Raw genomic sequence first — 16,816 nt, forward strand, 5'->3', positions numbered from 1 at the left:
CTGACACAAGCGGGACCGGGCGCGCCCCATGGCTGCACCCGGCCCTGCCCTCTGCTGACGCTTTCCTTTGAGGAGAACGAACACGATGTATGAGACAAGCTATCACCGGGCCGCTTCGGTCGCAGATGCTGCCAGCCTGATCGCCAAGGCGGATGACGGCAAGCTGCTGGCCGGTGGCCAGACCCTGATCCCCACCATGAAGCAGCGCCTTGCCGCGCCGAGTGACCTCGTTGACATCGGCCAGATTGCGGAGTTGCACGGCATCACCGAAAGCGGCGGCACGCTGCGCATCGGCGCGGCCACCAGACATGCGGATGTGGCCGGTTCTGATCTCGTCCGCCGCCTGATCCCCGGCCTTGCCAGCCTTGCGGGCGGCATTGGCGATCCGCATGTGCGCCACATGGGCACGATTGGCGGCTCTGTTGCCAACAACGACCCGGCAGCAGACTATCCCTCCGCCGTGCTGGCGCTGGATGCCACCGTCCACACGGACAAGCGGGACATTGCCGCCGCAGACTTCTTCGTGGGCATGTTTGAGACGGCGCTGGAGGACGGCGAGATCATCACCGCCATCAGCTTCAAAGTTCCGGAAAAGTCGGCCTACGCCAAGTATCCGAACCCGGCCTCCCGCTATGCCATGGCCGGTGTTTTCGTCGTCCGCCACAAGGATGGCTCGGTGCGCGTCGCCGTCACCGGCGCCGGTCAGGGCGGCGTGTTCCGGGCCGATGCCATGGAAGCAGCTCTGGCTGCCAAGTGGTCGGCGGATGCGGTGGCAGGCATTGCCCTTGAGGCGGATGACATGCTCTCCGACATCCACGGCTCTGCCGAATACCGCGCAAACCTCGTTACCGTCATGGCCAAACGCGCCGTCGCTGCGGCCTGAGGGACGATCGAGGCGGGGCACTGCCCCGCTTCACATTCGTACGGAAGAGAAACGGACAGCAAGGCACACGAGGCGTCACCCCGGGCCGCACGCAGTGAGGACCCGGGGCCTACTCATTTCCAGAGCGTTGCCCGGATCTGCTGAGACTGCCTGCCTGATGGGCGGATTGCCCTGAAGCCTTACCGCGCCGTTCGACTTAGATTTCACCGCTCTGCAAGCGAGTGGACCCCGGCTCGCGCTCCGCTTGGCCGGGGCGACCTCGGAGAGTGAGGAGGCGAAGGTGCCCCTCCCCCCGTCTCACGCCGCCGCCACTTCGGCGAGGAAGCGGTCGACTTCTTCCTTCAGCATGCGCGTCTTGCTGTTCAGCTCGTCGGAGGCGTCGAGCAGAACATCGGCGGAGCTGCTGGTTTCCGCAACAGCGTTGGACAGTTCCTGGATGTTGCCGGCCACCGCCGAAGAGCTGTCCGCCACCTGGCGCACGCTGCGGGAGATGTGCGAGGTGGCCGAGTTCTGCTGGGTCATGGCCGATGCGATGGCACCGGTGTAGCTGTCCACCTCACCCATGGTTTCACTGATGCCGGTGATGGCAGCCACCGAGTCGCTGGTGGCATGCTGGATGGCATTGACCTGTGCGGCGATTTCTTCGGTTGCCTTTGAGGTCTGGTTGGCGAGTTCCTTCACCTCGGAAGCCACAACGGCAAAGCCCTTGCCGGCTTCCCCTGCCCGCGCCGCTTCGATGGTGGCGTTGAGGGCGAGCAGGTTGGTCTGGGCGGCAATGGCCTGAATGAGGGTGATCACCTCACCGATCTTGGCCGCCGCTGCCGCAAGCCCGTCCACCTTGGCACTGGTTTCCTGCGTGGCATGCGTTGCACGGCTGACCACCTGGGTGGTGCGGGAGACCTGATTGCCGATTTCCTGCACGGACATGGACAGCTCTTCCGCTGCCGCAGCCGCGCTGTCCATACCTGCCAGCGCCGCTTCCGAGGCATCGGCCGTCTGGCTGGCGCGTTCCGAGCTTTCGCGGGCGATGACGGCAAGGCGCTGTGCCGTCCTGTCCAGATTGCCGGCCGTGCTGCCGACAGATGCGATCAGGTTTTGTGCGGTTGCGCGGAAGCCGGAAATCAGCGCATCCACCTTCTGCTGGCGGGCCATGCTGACAGCCTGGCTGGCGGCCTGCTCCTGCTCGAGGCGCAGCCGCTCCAGCGCGTTGTCCTTGAACACCTGCACCGCCTGGGCCATGCCGCCGATCTCGTCGCCACGGCCGAGGCCGGGCACGTCCGCGGATGTGTCACCATCGGCCAGACGGCGCATGAAGCTGGTCATGGCCCGGATCGGGCGGGTGATCAGACGGTTGAGCCCGAAAGCGAGACCGAAGCCGAGCGCGATGGCGGCAATGACCGCCATCGCAATGGTAGTGACGGCACGCTGCCCGGCGGTGCGGTTGGCCGCAGACTGGGCCCGGGCGAGGTCGGTCGCGGTGGTCTGCAGCAAGACGCTCAACCGGTCCAGTTCCGCCCGGTTGGCCTCGAGACTGGATCTCGCCTCCCGGATGGCCGTGAAAGCGCTGGCATAATCTTCAAGTGCCTGCGGCATGGCAGAGATGGCCGTGGAAGCGGCAGGCACATAGGCCGAGGCCCCATCCAGCTGCATGGCATACATGCTCAGCATGTCGATTTCCGCTTCCACCGCGTTGGGGTCCGTATCGCCCATATCCGCAACGAAGCTGGTGGTGTCCGTCTTGACGCTGGAGATCGAGCCGGAGATTTCGAGCGCCTGCTGACCGATCCGGGTCAGGGCGGCGAGTTTCTGCTGCAGGCCGTTGGCATCATCCAGTGCCCGGTCCAGCGCGCCATAGATGGCAAAGCGGGCGTCCATGATCTGGGTGGTCAGGATGCCGATCCGGTCCGCCACTTCCTTCTTCTGGCCCATGCGGTTGAAGAGGTTGGTTTCGTCCAGCATCACCGGCAGAACTGCGTGCAGGGCGGTGGCTTGCTCAAGCAGCCCCGTCTGCACGACCTTGAACCGGGAGCCTTCAAGCTTTTCAGCCTGGCTCTTGATCGTATCGAGCGTTTCGCCAATCTGGGCCCGCAGTTCCGGCGTGACTTCGCTCAGCTTGAAATCAGCCCCCATGCCGAACATCGGCTGCAGGAAGGCCACGCGATCCTGCATGTCGCGGGCAAGATGGCCGAGCTGGCGCAGATCTTCCTGAGAAGAGGTGCTCAAGGTGGCCGCGTCCGCCGCATCGCGCTGCTGGCGCTGCAATTCGTTGGCGATGGTGCGGGTCAGGCTGTCGAGCTGCGCCGTTGCGCGCTCAATCACTTCCAGCTTGTCCTTCAGCGACTGGGTGTCCCGCTCGACAGATGAGAATGTCGCGCCAAATCCGGAGACCATGCCACGGGCAGCGGCGACATTCTGCAGAGGCTGAGGATTGCTGACGAGCGATCTGGCAAGGCCCTCCAGCGTCGCATCCAGAGACCTCAGCGCCGCCGTCACCTGAACCGCACCATCTGCATCCGGCTGCCGCAGGAAGGCCTCGCGTGCGGCCGAGAGCGCCTTCAACTCGGTGATCGTGGCCAGCGCTTCATCAGCGATCTCGCTGCGCTGCGAAAGACCCGTCAGCGTAACAATCCCGAGACCGCCGACAAGCGCAGTCAGAACCAGAATCGCACCAAACCCGCCCCAGACCTTGTACAGGAACGAGAGGTTGGTGAAGGAAAGGGATAGTCTGCCCATGATATCCGTTTGCTCCGAAGAATTTCATCTCCCGGCGCACTGGATCACATCATTGAATGAACCGGATCTTAATCCGGGGCCCGAATATCATGAAATTTATATGACATTCAAATCGTGATATACGTATTTTCATTTGAAAATACGTAGATAAAACTTAAAATTCAGATATATATCCAGAACTAGACTCAAGACTCTGAAAATTCCTCAGATCAATACAGAAAATCAGCGCCAAAACCCCAATAAAATACGCTGCGGTTTGAAACAGCGAAGCCAGACTGCACCTGCGTCAGGGACGGAACCGGTCTGGCATCAACTTAATTGATAAAAATGACAGGGCATCATTTTCAAGGCATTGGCCGCCAGATACTGCACTGCAACGTGGACCGGACCGTTGCCTCTCCGCGACGGCATCCACAACTTTGCGGCCTCACAGACCGTCTGTCGCCGCCGAAGGCTCCATCCTCACAAGAACCATCTCGAACAGCGCCCCGCCTGCGGGTGTCGTCCGGTAGCGGAGGCGGCCGCCGTGGGCCTCCACAATGGCCCGCACCACGGATAGCCCGAGGCCGCTGCCGCCAAGCTCGCGCGAGCGGACCGGATCGCCCCGGACGAAAGGCACGAAGCCACGGGCGACAATATCAGGTGGCAGCCCCGGCCCCTCGTCGGCGACGGACAAGACGATCCGGTCCTCCACCCCGGCAAGGCTGACCGTGATCCGGCCGCGCACTGCATAGCGCCGCGCATTGGTGAGCAGCGCCAGCAGCGCCTGCCGGATCCGCGTTGCATCAACGGCAACCACCAGGTCCTCCAGAGCGAGTTCCAGCCGGAAGCCGGCTGCCCGGAAGTCATGCGCAACAAGATTGGCCACGCCGGCGATTTCCCGCGCGAGGTGAACCGGCTCGATCTGCAGATCCAGATGACCGCTGCCGGCCAATGTCACCGTCCGCAGGTCTTCCACCAGACGGGCAAGCCCGTCCACCTGCTGGATCAGCCCCTGCAGCGAACGTTCATCCGGCTCGAAAACGCCATCAATCATGCCCTGCAGGCGGCCCTTCAGGATGGTCAGCGGCGTGCGCAGTTCATGCGCGATGGTGGCGTTCCACAGGGCCATTTCGGCCGCCATGTCCTGAAGGCGCTGTGCCATCGTGTTGAAGTCACCGATCAGCGCGGCTGTCTCTCCGAGCGCCTTGTCTCCGGCTGAAGCGCGTGAGGAGAGATCACCGGCAGCGATCTCACGCGCGCTGCGGGCCAGCGATTCAAGGGGGGCGAGAATCCTGCGCGACAGGCGCAGGGAAACAAAGGCTGCAATCGCAAGCGCGGGAAGAATAACACACCCGAGGATGACCAGATCGGTGACCGTGAGCCAGCTGTCCAGATCCTCAGGTGCCGGATACAGGGCAATGATGACGCTGTAGGTGAGATAGGATCCGAAGAACACCAGCAAGCCGGCCATCACCGTGATGGCCGACATGGCGATGAGGATCTGGCGGCTCAATCCGGTTCGCGGTCTCATGGCATCACGCCGACAAGCGGTAGCCGATGCCGCGCACGCCGGGCAGCAGGCCGGTGGCGCCAGCCTGTTCCAGCTTCTTGCGCAGCTTGCTGAGGTGGCTGTCCACCGTGCGGTCCAGCGCGTCGGACCCGGGCAGGCAGGCGTCCACCAGTTCGCTTCTGGTGAAGACGCGGGCGGGACTGCGGGCCATATGCGCGAGGATGCGGAACTCCGTCAGTGTCAGAGACAGCCGCACAGGCCCGGCGCCATCATCAAAGCTCACCTCGTAGGCATCAAGATCGATGGCGAGATTGCCGGCACGCAGAACACCCGCGGCCGAGGCCACGCCCGAGCGGCGAAGAACGGCCTTGGCACGGGCAACAACCTCAATCGGGTTGAAGGGCTTGACGACATAATCGTCTGCCCCGATGCGCAGGCCCTGCAGCCGGTCGATATCCTTGTCGAGCGCAGTGATCATGATGGCCGGAGTAGTGCCCCTGCGCCGCAGCTCCGCCAGCACCTCCCATCCGTCTAGCCGGGGCATGGTGACGTCGAGAAGCACGAGATCTGGCTTCAGCGCCAGATGCAGGTCAAGCGCCGTCCGGCCATCGCGCGCCTGAACGGTGCGGAAGCCCTCGCGCACGAGATAGGCATCCAGAATTGCGGAAATCTCGTCGTCGTCTTCGGCAATCAGAACAAGGGCTGTCATGGCATTCTCCTTCCGCCATTGATGCCATCAGGCATCGCTGGCGTCGAGCGCGCAGCGCCCCTCTCCATGAAACCGCAACAAAGTCTCCACACAGCGCCAACCCGGCGGACCGATAGAAGCGGCCACGCCGCCTGAAACAGGCAGCCGTATAGAGGATGACCGCGACCATGCGCCTTCGCCACAAGCTGACCTACGCATTCATCGCCGCAACAGCACTCTGCCTTGCCGCTTGCTCGGACGATACCGATGGCCAGAAAGCGGGCAGCGCCGCAGCGCAGACACCCGCCGGAGCCGCTGCCGCCGCCGTCCGCATTGCCGTACAGACGGTGCAGCCCACCCGCGTGGTGGTTTACGACGAGCTTCCCGGCCGGGTATCGGCGGTGCGCACGGCTGAAATCCGGCCTCAAGTGACCGGCATCGTGCAGAAGGTGTTCTTCACCCAAGGCTCCGATGTTGTGGCCGGTCAGCCGCTGTTTCAGATCGACCCTGCACCGTTCGCTGCCGATGTGGAAGCCGCCTTGGCCGTGCTGGACCGCGCGGAAGCTGACCTCGTCAATGCGCTTTCCAAGTATGACCGGATAACCGCATTGGCGGCGACACACACGGCCAGCACCGCAGCGCTGGGGGATGCAACAACTGAATTGGCGCGGGCGCGGGCCAATGCGGCTGAGGCCAAAGCCAACCTGAGACGCCGCAAACTCGAACTGGCCAATGCGACCATCCGCAGCCCCATCGCGGGGCGGATAGGTCAGGCCCTGATCACCGAAGGCGGCCTTGCGTCCAGCGGCACGGCAACAGCGCTGGCGACAGTCCAGCAGATCGACAGCGTCTATCTGGATGTCCGCCAGCCCTCCATGCGCCGGGAACAGCTGGAAGAGATGGACGAAAACAGGAGAGGCGAAACAGCGGACAGCCTGCCCGTCGACATTCTGACCCTGACGGGTAAGCCCTATGGCTTCAAGGGCAGGCTGCTGTTCTCTGACAGCACGGTGGATCAGGGGACGGGCAACATTGCCATGCGCCTGGAAGTACCCAACCCGGACCGCCAGCTGCTGCCGGGCATGTATCTGCGCGCCCGGGTGCCCAGCGCCATCTATCCGCAGGCTCTGACCGTGCCGCAGGAGGCCGTTCTACGGGATCCATCGGGAGAGGCGCGCCTCATCGTGCTGGAAGCCGGGAACACGGCCAGCAGCCGCCCAGTCGAACTGGGGGCGCTGACCGGAAGCCGCTACGTGATCCTGTCGGGCCTGAAAGCGGGCGAGACGGTCGTGGTGCGGGGACAGGACCGGGTTGAGTCCGGCGCGCCGCTGGACCCCGTCCCCTACCAGCCATCGGCTCCCGAACCCCACATCTGAGAAGACCGTTCATGCCGCAGTTTTTCATCGAGCGCCCGGTCTTTGCCTGGGTCATCGCCATCTTCATCGTGCTTGCCGGTATCGCTGCGATCCCGCAGCTGCCGGTTTCCCGCTTTCCGGTCATCGCACCGCCGAGCATCAGCATCACCGCCACCTACACGGGCGCAAGTCCGCGGACCATCAACGACAGCATCACGGCCCCCATCGAGCGTGAGCTGACGGCGGTGAAGAACCTGCTTTACTTCGATTCCTCGTCGGACTCCTCCGGTACGGCCACCATCAACGTCACCTTCAAGCCGGGGACGGACCCGGAACTGGCGCAGATCGATGTCCAGAACCGCCTGAAGGCCATCGAGCCGCGCCTGCCGGAACCTGTCCGCCGGGCGGGTCTGTCCGTGGAGGCTGCCACATCCGGCTTCCTGATGATTGTGTCCCTGCGCTCTGAAGGGGGAAAGACAGACCCGCTGGCGCTGGATGACTATCTCGTGCGCCAGCTGGCGCTGGAACTGAAGCAGGTGCCCGGCGTTGGCCGCGTGCAGTCCTTCGGCTCGCAAGCCGCCATGCGCGTTTGGCTTGATCCCTCCCTGCTTGCCGCCTACTCAGTCTCCATGGCCGAAATCACGCAGGCCATCCAGACGCAGAATGTCCAGGTTTCTCCCGGACGGCTGGGCGAGGCGCCCGCTCTTCCCGGTCAGGCGGTCAGCGTTCCGCTCAGCCTCGACGGGCAGCTGAAGACCCCTGAGGAATTCGCTGCCATCGTGCTGCGCTCCAATCCCGATGGCTCGAAACTGACCCTGGGCGATATCGCAAGGATCGAGATCGGTGCGCAGACCATGGGCTTCTCGATCTTCGACGGGGGAAAGCCGGCGACGGCCGCAGCCATCCAGCTTGCCCCCGGTGCCAACGCCATCAGCACTTCGGAAGGCGTGCGGGCGCGGCTTGCCGCGCTTGCCCCCTCGATGCCGGAAGGCGTTGCCTACGCGGTCTCCTACGACACGGCGCCTTTCGTGAAGCTCTCGATCACCAAGGTCGTGCAGACGCTGGCCGAAGCGATGGGGCTGGTGTTCCTCATCATGCTGCTGTTTCTTCAGAACATCCGTTACACGCTGATCCCGGCCATCGTCGCGCCCATCGCGCTGCTGGGCACCTTTGCCGTGATGTGGGCGATTGGCTATTCGATCAACGTGCTGACCATGTTCGGCATGGTGCTGGCGATCGGCATCATCGTGGATGACGCCATCGTCGTCGTCGAAAATGTCGAGCGGCTCATGGCCAGCGAAGGGCTCAGCCCGCGCGAGGCAACCCGCCGCGCCATGCGGGAGATCACCGGTGCGGTCATCGGCATCACCCTGGTGCTGACGGCCGTGTTCCTGCCCATGGGCCTTGCCAGCGGCTCCGTCGGAGCGATCTACCGGCAGTTCACGGTGTCGCTGGCGGTCTCGATCCTGTTTTCGGCCTTCCTTGCACTCAGCCTGACGCCTGCCCTCTGCGCGACGATCCTGAAGCCGGTCGCCCCGCATCACGAGCGCAAGGGCTTCTTTGCCGGGTTCAACCGGGGCTTCGACCGGCTGACGGCGCGCTACACGGTCTGGACGGGCTGGCTTGTGAACCGCACGGCCCGCGTCATGCTGATCTATGGCGCCCTCACCGGCGCTCTGGCCCTGGGATACAGCGCATTGCCGACCGCCTTTGTTCCGGAAGAGGATCAGGGAACATTCATGACCTCCTTCACGCTGCCCGCCGATGCAACATCCGAGCGGACGCGGGAGCTCGTCCAGCTCTTCGATGCACACGCGGCAACACGTCCTGATATTGCCAATAACCTGTCGGTCATGGGCTTCGGCTTTTCCGGCTCGGGTGCGAACGCGGCGATGGCCTTCACCACGCTGCGCGACTGGGACACGCGAAGCGGCAGCACCGCCGCCGAAATGGCCGCAGCCGAACAGGCGATGCAGGGCGCGGTGGAAGGCGAGGTTCTCATCATGAAACCGCCTGCCATCGAGGAACTGGGCACAACCTCGGGTGTCACCCTGCGCCTCGCCGACCGGGGCGGACGCGGCGCAGCCGCGCTGCAGGCGGCGGCGGATCAGCTCATCGGCCTCTCTGACCAGAGCAGGCTCCTGAGGAATGTCCGCGTTGATGGCCTGCCCAGCGGGCCCAGCGTGAACCTGCGCATCGACCGGCAAAAGGCCGACGCCCTCGGCGTTCCCTTTTCCGCCATCAGCGACCTGCTCGCCGCGACCATGAGCTCGACCTATGTCAACGACTTCCCGCGCGCCGGATATCTGCAGCAGGTCGTCCTGCAGGCACAGGCCAGGGACCGCATGCAGGTCGAAGACATTCTGAAACTCCATGTCCGCAACGACCGGGGCGGCATGGTGCCGCTCTCCGAAATGGTGACGCCGGAATGGTCGGTCAGCCCGCTCCAGCTCAACCGCTTCAACGGCTATCCCTCGCTCAGCATCTCCGCAGAGGCCGCGAGCGGCGTATCGAGCGGTGCGGCGATGAAGGAGATCGAGCGCCTTGCGGCACAGCTCCCGTCCGGCTTTTCGGTGGAGTGGACTGGCCAGTCCTTTCAGGAGCGCCAGTCAGGCGCACAGGCACCGCTGCTTGTCGCCCTCTCCTTCCTTGTCGTGTTCCTGGTTCTGGCTGCCCTTTACGAAAGCTGGACCATTCCGCTCTCGGTGATGCTGGTCGTGCCGCTCGGCGTGCTGGGTGCCGTGATTGCGGTGCATTTGCGGGGGTTCGATAACGATGTGTTCTTCAAGGTCGGCCTGATCACACTGATCGGCCTTTCTGCCAAGAATGCCGTGCTGATCGTGGAGTTCGCCCGCAAACTGCGCGGGGAAGGTGCAAGCCTGCATGAGGCAGCAGTCGAGGCGGCACGCCTGCGGCTGCGGCCCATCGTCATGACCTCGCTTGCCTTCACCCTCGGCATCCTGCCTCTTGTGATTGCCAAGGGACCAAGCTCCGAAACCCAGAATGCACTGGGCACCGGCCTTTTCGGCGGCATGATATCGGGCACCGTCCTGGCGGTCCTCTTCGTGCCCGTGTTCTTCGTCGTCATCATGTGTCTGGCTGGACGCAAGGTGCAGGCGGAAGCCGAATGAGAAATGCCTCCTTCCCGGACAGCTGCCATGCATGTCCGGGAAGGCGGCGGTTCGGGATCAGGCAGCGGCGACCTTCGTCAGGAAGCCTTCGATTTCCCTGCGGAGCAGGTCGGTATGGCCCGCCAGATCGGCAGAAGCGCCGAGCACGTGATCGGCGGATTCGGCCGTGTGATCGACCGTCCGGGCCAGTTCGTTCATGTTGCCCGCAACCGACTGGGTGCCGGCGGAAGCCCTCTGCACATTGCGGGAGATTTCCGAGGTCGCAGACCCCTGCTGCTCGACGGCAGAGGCAATGGCGGAGGTGTAGCTGTTGACCTCTTCCATGGTGCGGGTGATCGCGCCAATGGCATCAACCGCCTCTTCGGTGGCCGACTGAATGGCGGCAATCTGCGCGGCGATCTCTTCCGTTGCCTTGGAGGTCTGGTTGGCCAGCCCCTTCACTTCAGCCGCCACGACCGCAAAGCCCTTGCCGGCTTCGCCAGCGCGGGCGGCCTCGATCGTGGCATTCAGTGCCAGCAGGTTCGTCTGCTCGGCAATGGCCTGAATGAGTGTCACCACTTCACCGATTTTGGCTGCGGAAGCGGCAAGGCTTTCAACCTTCTGGTTGGTCACCCGGGTGCCTTCGGTCGCCTTGCCGACCACGCCTGTGGTCTGACCCACCTGACGGCGGATCTCGCCGATGGAGGCGGACAGCTCCTCGGCGGCGCTTGCCACCGTCTGGACATTGCCACTGGTTTCGTGGGTGGCAATTTCTGTGTCGCTGGCTCGCGCTGCACCGGCGCGGGCAAGGTCAGCCAGCTTGCTGGCCGTTCCCGTCAGTTCCTGCGCCGTTTCACCTGCTGCATTCAGCATGGACTGGATCTGATGGCGGAAGCTGCCGATCAGATCCTCCATCCGCTGCTGGCGGTCCAGACGCTCCTGACCGGCGCTTGCTTCAGCTTCGGCAAGGCGGCGGCGTTCGATCGAGCTCTCGCGCAAGGTGGCGACAGCCTTTGCCATCGTACCGATCTGGTCGCCCCGCTCCGTGAAGGGAACATCCGCCTCAAGATCGTCCGCCGCGATCTGGCCCGTCACTTCAGCCAGTTTCGTGACCGGCGCCAGCAGGTGCCGCGATGCGAACACGGCCACACCAACGGCCACCAGCAGAACCGGCAGCACGGCCATGGCCAGGCGGGACATCATCGTGTCGACACCGGCCATGATCTTCGTGCGCTCAACGCCCGCATAAAGGACACCCACCGGCGCGCCGCCGGAACCGATGACCGGTGCATAGATGGTGAAATAGGGCTTGCCGAGGATAACCGCCTCACCGCGATAGGTCTGCCCCTTCATCACCACCGGATAGACCGCGCCGTTCTGGCCCAGCGGGGTGCCGACCGCCCGGTTGCCATCCGCCTTGATGATGTTTGTCGTCTTGCGGATGAAGTCCCGCTGCTGCGCATCCCAGACGAAGACTGTCGCCGTCTCCCCCGTCATCCGGCCAATCGTGTCGATCATCGCATGGTCTGCGAATTCAGGAATGGCATCGGCCTGGATGCGGCTGACATTGCCATCCGCGGCCCATGTCACTTTCACGCCGGGCACATCCCGCTCCAGAATGGTGGCGGCGATGCGCAGACTGGTGTTCTGCTGCGCCACAGCGTCATCCGCCGCACCACTGACCATCACCGAGTAAACGATCGTTCCGACGACAACGAGCGAGGCGGCGACCATGAGGCAGCTGGTGACGGCAAGGGCTGCCGAGATACGCAAACGGGAGAAGGGGTTCTTCATCGGAAAAGGCCTATAGGGAGTAATACTAAGGCCACTATCCTTTATTCCATTTAACACCGCGTAAAAATCGATAACGTCTGTTTCAAAATCGCACACACGCAGAACTGAATCCACAAATGAGGAATAATCCGGGGCCTTGCGTGTTATTACGCAAACGATTCCGGAGTTTCATCATGCCGAATACGATCCGGCCTCATCTTCAGACATGCTGCCCGCCATTGATGTGGATCTCTGCACCCGTGACATAGGAGGAAGGACTGCTGCAGAGAAAGTGAATTGTATCAGCAACTTCAGCCGGCTGGCCAAGGCGGCGCAGGGGCAGGCCGTCCACCAGCTTTTCCGTTCCCGGCGACAGGATCGAGGTATCGATCTCCCCCGGCGCAATGGCGTTGACGCGGATGCCGTGCGGCCCGAAATCCGCCGCCATTTCGCGTGTCAGCGAGGCCAGCGCAGCCTTTGAAGTGGCATAGGCCGTGCCGGCAAAGGGATGCACCCTGACGCCTGCAATCGAAGTCACGTTGACGATGGAGCCCTGTGCGGCCTTCAGTTCCGGAAAAAGCCCCCGCGCCAGCGTGATGGGCGCGAAGAAGTTCACCTGGAACACCTGGTGCCACACATCAAGCGGCGTGGAGAAGGAATCCAGCCGCTGACCGCCTTGGTCCTTGGGGCTGATGCCGGCATTGTTGACCAGTGCGTCGAGACGCGAGCCATCGGCCTTCAGCCGGCTGCGGATTTCCTCGATGGCACCGGCAAGGCTCAGAGGATCTGCAAGATCCACCTCGATGTGATCCTCGGGCCCGGACGGCCAGGGGCATTTGTCCGAAAAGGGGTGGCGCGAGCAGGTGATCACCCGCCAGCCATCGGCAGAAAAGCGCTTCACCGTGGCATGGCCAATGCCACGGCTTGCCCCCGTGAGCACGAGAACCCGGCGGGCCGCGGAGGCAGATGTAACAGCTTCACTCATGATTGGCCTTTGACGGAAAGATGCACTAGATAAAGTTGACTTGGCGTGGAAACTTTAGTTTATCCCGCCGGTCGCGTGATAGCCAGATGGTCCATGAGAGGCCCATGGCAAGCTGTGCCGTAACCCAGACAAGTCCGGTTCATGATCATCTGTTCCTGCAATGTGTTGTCCGACAAGCAGCTGCGTCAGGCGGCCGAGGAGATGCGCGCAGACCCGGACGCCCGGCTGCCCACGCCCGGCGCCGTGTTCCGCAAGCTGGGCTGCCGGCCGCGCTGCGGCGGATGTTTCCCGAATGTCATTGATATCATTCACCAGAATGCGGATAAGGCTGTAACAAAAGCGGCAACGCCACTGGAAGGCGAGCCAGAAGACCGCTAAAACTGACAAGCACCACTGAGAGAGAGGCTGCCATGAAGGGCGATACCAAGGTCATCGAATATCTGAACAAGGCCCTGCGCCACGAGCTGACGGCCGTCAACCAGTACTGGCTGCATGGCCGCCTGCTGGAAGACTGGGGCTTCACCAAGCTCGCCAAGAAGGAGCGCGAGGAATCCATCGAGGAGATGCAGCACGCCGACAAGCTGATCGAGCGCATCCTCTTCCTCGAAGGCTATCCGAACCTGCAGACGCTGGACCCGCTGCGCATCGGCCAGTCCCTGAAGGAATGCGTCGAGTGCGATCTGGCCGGTGAATATTCCGCCCGCGCGCTCTACAAGGAAGCCCGCGAAGTCTGCCACGAGGCCGGTGACTATGTGACCATGGCCCTGTTCGAGCAGCTGATGGGCGACGAAGAGAGCCACATCGACTTCCTCGAAACCCAGCTGGAACTGATCGAGCGCATCGGCATCGAGCGCTACGGCCTGCTGCAGGCAGAGCCGGCGAACGCTGCCGAATAAGGCAGGCGGAACTCCGCTGCATGTTTCAACCCCGGTTCCGGCCTGCGCCGGTGCCGGGGTTTTGCTTTGAATCGGGCAGCGAAGAGACTCTGCGCCGGCCAGTCCTTCCGTCCAAAGCCAGGGACTTCCGTCTCTCTCCGGCATGACCTAATCTGAAGGCGTCAAATCACCTTCGGGAACCTCTTTCCATGAATATCGACCTGCTCCGCCGCCTTTGCGAAACTCCGGGCGTGCCCGGCCATGAGCACCGGGTCCGCTCCCTCATCGAAGCCGAGATCAAGGATCTCTTCGACGAGGTGCGCACCGATGCCATGGGCTCGCTGCTGTGCCGGCGCGATCCGCGCAAGAAGTCCAAGTCGCCGCTCAAGGTGATGCTGCTCTGCCACATGGATGAGATCGGCTTCCTCGTCTCGCACGTGACGGACAAGGGCTTCGTCCATGTGCACCCGGTCGGCGGCTTTGATCCGCGCAACCTCTTCTCCCGCCGCGTGCTGGTCTCCACCGACAAGGGCGACTTCAAGGGCGTGATGAACCCCGGCGGCAAGCCGGTGCATATCTCCTCGCCGGAAGAGCGCAAGAAGGTGCCGGAGCCGGATGAATTCGTCATCGACATGGGGCTTGGCGAGAAGACGAAGGACATCGTGCGCATCGGCGACATGGTGACCATGGACGAGCCTTTCCTCGAAATGGGCGACAGCATCGTCTCCAAGGCGCTGGACAACCGCATCGCCTGCTGGCTCGGCATCGAGGCGATCCGTGCTCTGGGCAAGGCCAAGCATGAATGCGAGATCCACGTCGCCTTCACGGCGCAGGAGGAAGTGGGCCTGCGCGGCGCCCGCACCGCCGCCTATGCCATCAAGCCGGACATCGGCCTTGGCATCGACGTGACGCTGGCCTGCGACACGCCGGGCGTGCCGGAGCAGGACCGCACCACGGTGATGGGTGGCGGCTTCGGCCTGCATGTGAAGGATGGTTCCTTCATCGCCGACCGGGCACTGGTCAGCGAGATCGAGGACCTGGCCATCAAGGAAAAGATCCCCTACCAGCGCACCATGCTGCGCTCGGGCGGTCAGGATGGCGCAGCCGCCCAGCAGGCCGCCGCCGGGGCCCGCGCCGTCGGCATCGTCGTCGGCACCCGCTACATCCACACGGTCACCGAAATGATCGCCCGCAAGGACCTGGAAGCCGCCCGCGACATCATCGCAGCTTACCTCAAGAGCATCTGATACCAAGGCTTTCGATGCTGACGCATCACGCCTTGAAATTGCTCAAGCGCTGCACAGGCTTAACCAACTCTCGATGAGCCAAGCTCATCGAGAGTTGGTATGATCCGGCACCAGCCGCAGCGGTGGCACGCTGCGACTGGTTCTTTGGCCTGCGGGCTTGCCATCGGGCGGCGGGCACGTATACTCGCGCTGCTTCCAAACCGGACTGCGGGATGAAACGGCCGTGACACTGGCACCTTGCATCGCAAACATGACTGGCACCGCGCAAGAGCTTTGCGCGCGCCGTTTTGCCGTGCGCCGTCTCCGCAACACCGCCGCGCAGGGCTCCGCCTGCGGACGATTTAGCCGCTCGGCCTGAGCCGGGCGCACGCAGCTTTTTCGCACCTGCCCAGCTTCCGGCCGCCATCAGGCCTGCTGCCCGTCACATCCCTGTGGCATGGCTGTGGCATCGCCTGCCTTTTCTGCTAAAAGACCCGCAATCCTTGCATTCGCCTCAAGCCCGTGGCCCGCTCCGGCGGCCACAGCCAACCAACGACCGAAGAGCTCATGTCCGATATCGACAGCCTGTACTCCGAGATCTCCGCAGCCATTGCTGCGGCGGCAACCGAGGCCGCCCTTGAGGAGGTGCGCATTGCCGCCCTCGGCAAGAAGGGCAGCATCTCCGAACTGATGAAGACGCTGGGCTCCATGAGCCCGGAAGAGCGCCAGAGCAAGGGCCCGGCGCTGAACAGCCTGAAGACCCGCGTCACCGACGAAATCGCCGCCCGCAAGGAGGTGCTGAAGGAAGCTGCCCTTGAGGCGCGCCTGGCCAGCGAGCGGGTGGACGTGACCCTGCCGCTGCGGGCCGCCCCTGCCGAAACGGGCCGCGTGCATCCGATCGCGCAGGTGATCGACGAACTGACCGCCATCTTCGCCGACATGGGCTTTGCCGTTGCCGAAGGCCCGGACATCGAGACGGACGAGCTGAACTTCACTGCGCTGAACTTCCCGCTCGGCCACCCGGCGCGCGACATGCACGACACGTTCTTCTTCAATCCGAAAGAAAACGGCGAACGCCTGCTGCTGCGCACCCACACCTCGCCGGTGCAGATCCGCACCATGCGCTCGCAGACCCCGCCGATCCGCGTCATCATCCCGGGCCGCACCTACCGCTGCGACAGTGACCAGACCCACACGCCGATGTTCCATCAGGTGGAAGGCCTCGTCATCGACAAGGGCAGCCACATGGGCCACCTGAAGTGGATCCTCGAAGAATTCTGCAAGGCCTTCTTCGAGGTGAACGACATCAAGATGCGCTTCCGCCCGTCGTTCTTCCCCTTCACCGAGCCGTCCATGGAAGTGGACATCCAGTGCGACCGCTCCGGCGCAGAGGTGAAGTTCGGCGAGGGCAACGACTGGCTGGAAATCCTCGGCTGCGGCATGGTGCATCCCAATGTCATCCGCAACTGCGGGCTGGATCCGGACGAGTATCAGGGCTTTGCCTGGGGCATGGGCATCGACCGCATCGCCATGCTGAAATACGGCATGCCGGACCTGCGCGCTTTCTTCGATGCCGATGTGCGCTGGCTGAAGCACTACGGCTTCCGCCCCCTCGACCTGCCGACCCTGTTCCGCGGCCTGTCGAGCTGAGACCTGATTTTCTGACTGCGCCGGGCGCCCCTTCGGGCGGCAGCCG

At 63.6% G+C, this 16,816-nt stretch carries 12 protein-coding genes; 7 read left to right on the forward strand and 5 right to left on the reverse strand.

The annotated features are described in order from the left end of the window. Positions 1–85: 85 nt before the first annotated feature. Positions 86–883: a xanthine dehydrogenase family protein subunit M gene (locus tag IF10I1_RS22670; protein ID WP_186392216.1), complete on the forward strand. Its 798-nt coding sequence runs from the start codon at positions 86–88 to the stop codon at positions 881–883. Positions 884–1,180: 297 nt separating this feature from the next. On the opposite strand, the gene IF10I1_RS22675 is transcribed toward IF10I1_RS22670, so the two are convergent. The 3 genes from IF10I1_RS22675 to IF10I1_RS22685 all read right to left on the reverse strand — a co-directional run bounded on the left by IF10I1_RS22675 (position 1,181) and on the right by IF10I1_RS22685 (position 5,817). Beyond that, complete coding sequence (locus IF10I1_RS22675) at positions 1,181–3,616, reverse strand: methyl-accepting chemotaxis protein (RefSeq protein WP_186392217.1); 2,436 nt, start codon at positions 3,614–3,616, stop codon at positions 1,181–1,183. A 427-nt stretch (positions 3,617–4,043) separates the two neighbouring features. Next, a complete protein-coding gene (locus IF10I1_RS22680) occupies positions 4,044–5,129 on the reverse strand; it encodes an ATP-binding protein (RefSeq protein WP_186392218.1) in 1,086 nt (361 codons plus the stop codon). A gap of 4 nt (positions 5,130–5,133) precedes the next feature. Then, positions 5,134–5,817: a response regulator gene (locus IF10I1_RS22685; RefSeq protein WP_058898058.1), complete on the reverse strand. Its 684-nt coding sequence runs from the start codon at positions 5,815–5,817 to the stop codon at positions 5,134–5,136. Positions 5,818–5,984: 167 nt separating this feature from the next. On the opposite strand from IF10I1_RS22685, the gene IF10I1_RS22690 reads away from it, so the two are divergent. Together IF10I1_RS22690 and IF10I1_RS22695 are read left to right on the forward strand one after the other, a co-directional pair. Continuing rightward, complete coding sequence (locus IF10I1_RS22690; protein ID WP_208977325.1) at positions 5,985–7,172, forward strand: efflux RND transporter periplasmic adaptor subunit; 1,188 nt, start codon at positions 5,985–5,987, stop codon at positions 7,170–7,172. Between the two features lie 11 nt (positions 7,173–7,183). After that, positions 7,184–10,282, forward strand: coding sequence for a multidrug efflux RND transporter permease subunit (locus IF10I1_RS22695; protein ID WP_186392220.1), 3,099 nt, complete (start codon positions 7,184–7,186; stop codon positions 10,280–10,282). Between the two features lie 57 nt (positions 10,283–10,339). Here the strand turns inward: IF10I1_RS22695 and IF10I1_RS22700 are convergent, their stop codons facing one another. Beyond that, positions 10,340–12,055, reverse strand: coding sequence for a methyl-accepting chemotaxis protein (locus tag IF10I1_RS22700; protein ID WP_186392221.1), 1,716 nt, complete (start codon positions 12,053–12,055; stop codon positions 10,340–10,342). A gap of 199 nt (positions 12,056–12,254) precedes the next feature. Continuing rightward, entirely contained in the window at positions 12,255–13,019 is a 765-nt protein-coding gene (locus IF10I1_RS22705; protein ID WP_186392222.1) for an SDR family NAD(P)-dependent oxidoreductase, read from the reverse strand. Between the two features lie 141 nt (positions 13,020–13,160). Between IF10I1_RS22705 and IF10I1_RS22710 the strand changes: the two genes are divergently transcribed. The 4 genes from IF10I1_RS22710 to pheS all read left to right on the forward strand — a co-directional run bounded on the left by IF10I1_RS22710 (position 13,161) and on the right by pheS (position 16,770). After that, entirely contained in the window at positions 13,161–13,397 is a 237-nt protein-coding gene (locus IF10I1_RS22710) for a bacterioferritin-associated ferredoxin (protein ID WP_019963466.1), read from the forward strand. Positions 13,398–13,429: 32 nt separating this feature from the next. Beyond that, positions 13,430–13,915 carry a bacterioferritin gene (bfr, locus tag IF10I1_RS22715; RefSeq protein ID WP_019963467.1) on the forward strand — a complete coding sequence of 162 codons (486 nt, stop codon included), beginning with the start codon at positions 13,430–13,432 and terminating at the stop codon, positions 13,913–13,915. A gap of 188 nt (positions 13,916–14,103) precedes the next feature. After that, positions 14,104–15,141 carry a M42 family metallopeptidase gene (locus tag IF10I1_RS22720; protein ID WP_186392223.1) on the forward strand — a complete coding sequence of 346 codons (1,038 nt, stop codon included), beginning with the start codon at positions 14,104–14,106 and terminating at the stop codon, positions 15,139–15,141. 546 nt (positions 15,142–15,687) lie between these two features. Then, positions 15,688–16,770, forward strand: a complete 1,083-nt coding sequence (gene pheS / locus IF10I1_RS22725; RefSeq protein WP_186392224.1) for a phenylalanine--tRNA ligase subunit alpha — start codon at positions 15,688–15,690, stop codon at positions 16,768–16,770. Positions 16,771–16,816 lie beyond the last annotated feature (46 nt).

Source organism: Pannonibacter sp. I15F10I1 (assembly GCF_900185665.1).
GTDB lineage: Bacteria > Pseudomonadota > Alphaproteobacteria > Rhizobiales > Stappiaceae > Pannonibacter > Pannonibacter indicus.

Excerpts from the sequence above, each read along its gene's own strand:
- IF10I1_RS22670 (WP_186392216.1), top strand. The coding sequence starts at position 86 with ATGTATGAGACAAGCTATCACCGGGCCGCTTCGGTCGCAGATGCTGCC.
- IF10I1_RS22675 (WP_186392217.1), bottom strand. The coding sequence starts at position 3,616 with ATGGGCAGACTATCCCTTTCCTTCACCAACCTCTCGTTCCTGTACAAG.
- IF10I1_RS22680 (WP_186392218.1), bottom strand. The coding sequence starts at position 5,129 with ATGAGACCGCGAACCGGATTGAGCCGCCAGATCCTCATCGCCATGTCG.
- IF10I1_RS22685 (WP_058898058.1), bottom strand. The coding sequence starts at position 5,817 with ATGACAGCCCTTGTTCTGATTGCCGAAGACGACGACGAGATTTCCGCA.
- IF10I1_RS22690 (WP_208977325.1), top strand. The coding sequence starts at position 5,985 with ATGCGCCTTCGCCACAAGCTGACCTACGCATTCATCGCCGCAACAGCA.
- IF10I1_RS22695 (WP_186392220.1), top strand. The coding sequence starts at position 7,184 with ATGCCGCAGTTTTTCATCGAGCGCCCGGTCTTTGCCTGGGTCATCGCC.
- IF10I1_RS22700 (WP_186392221.1), bottom strand. The coding sequence starts at position 12,055 with ATGAAGAACCCCTTCTCCCGTTTGCGTATCTCGGCAGCCCTTGCCGTC.
- IF10I1_RS22705 (WP_186392222.1), bottom strand. The coding sequence starts at position 13,019 with ATGAGTGAAGCTGTTACATCTGCCTCCGCGGCCCGCCGGGTTCTCGTG.
- IF10I1_RS22710 (WP_019963466.1), top strand. The coding sequence starts at position 13,161 with ATGATCATCTGTTCCTGCAATGTGTTGTCCGACAAGCAGCTGCGTCAG.
- bfr (WP_019963467.1), top strand. The coding sequence starts at position 13,430 with ATGAAGGGCGATACCAAGGTCATCGAATATCTGAACAAGGCCCTGCGC.
- IF10I1_RS22720 (WP_186392223.1), top strand. The coding sequence starts at position 14,104 with ATGAATATCGACCTGCTCCGCCGCCTTTGCGAAACTCCGGGCGTGCCC.
- pheS (WP_186392224.1), top strand. The coding sequence starts at position 15,688 with ATGTCCGATATCGACAGCCTGTACTCCGAGATCTCCGCAGCCATTGCT.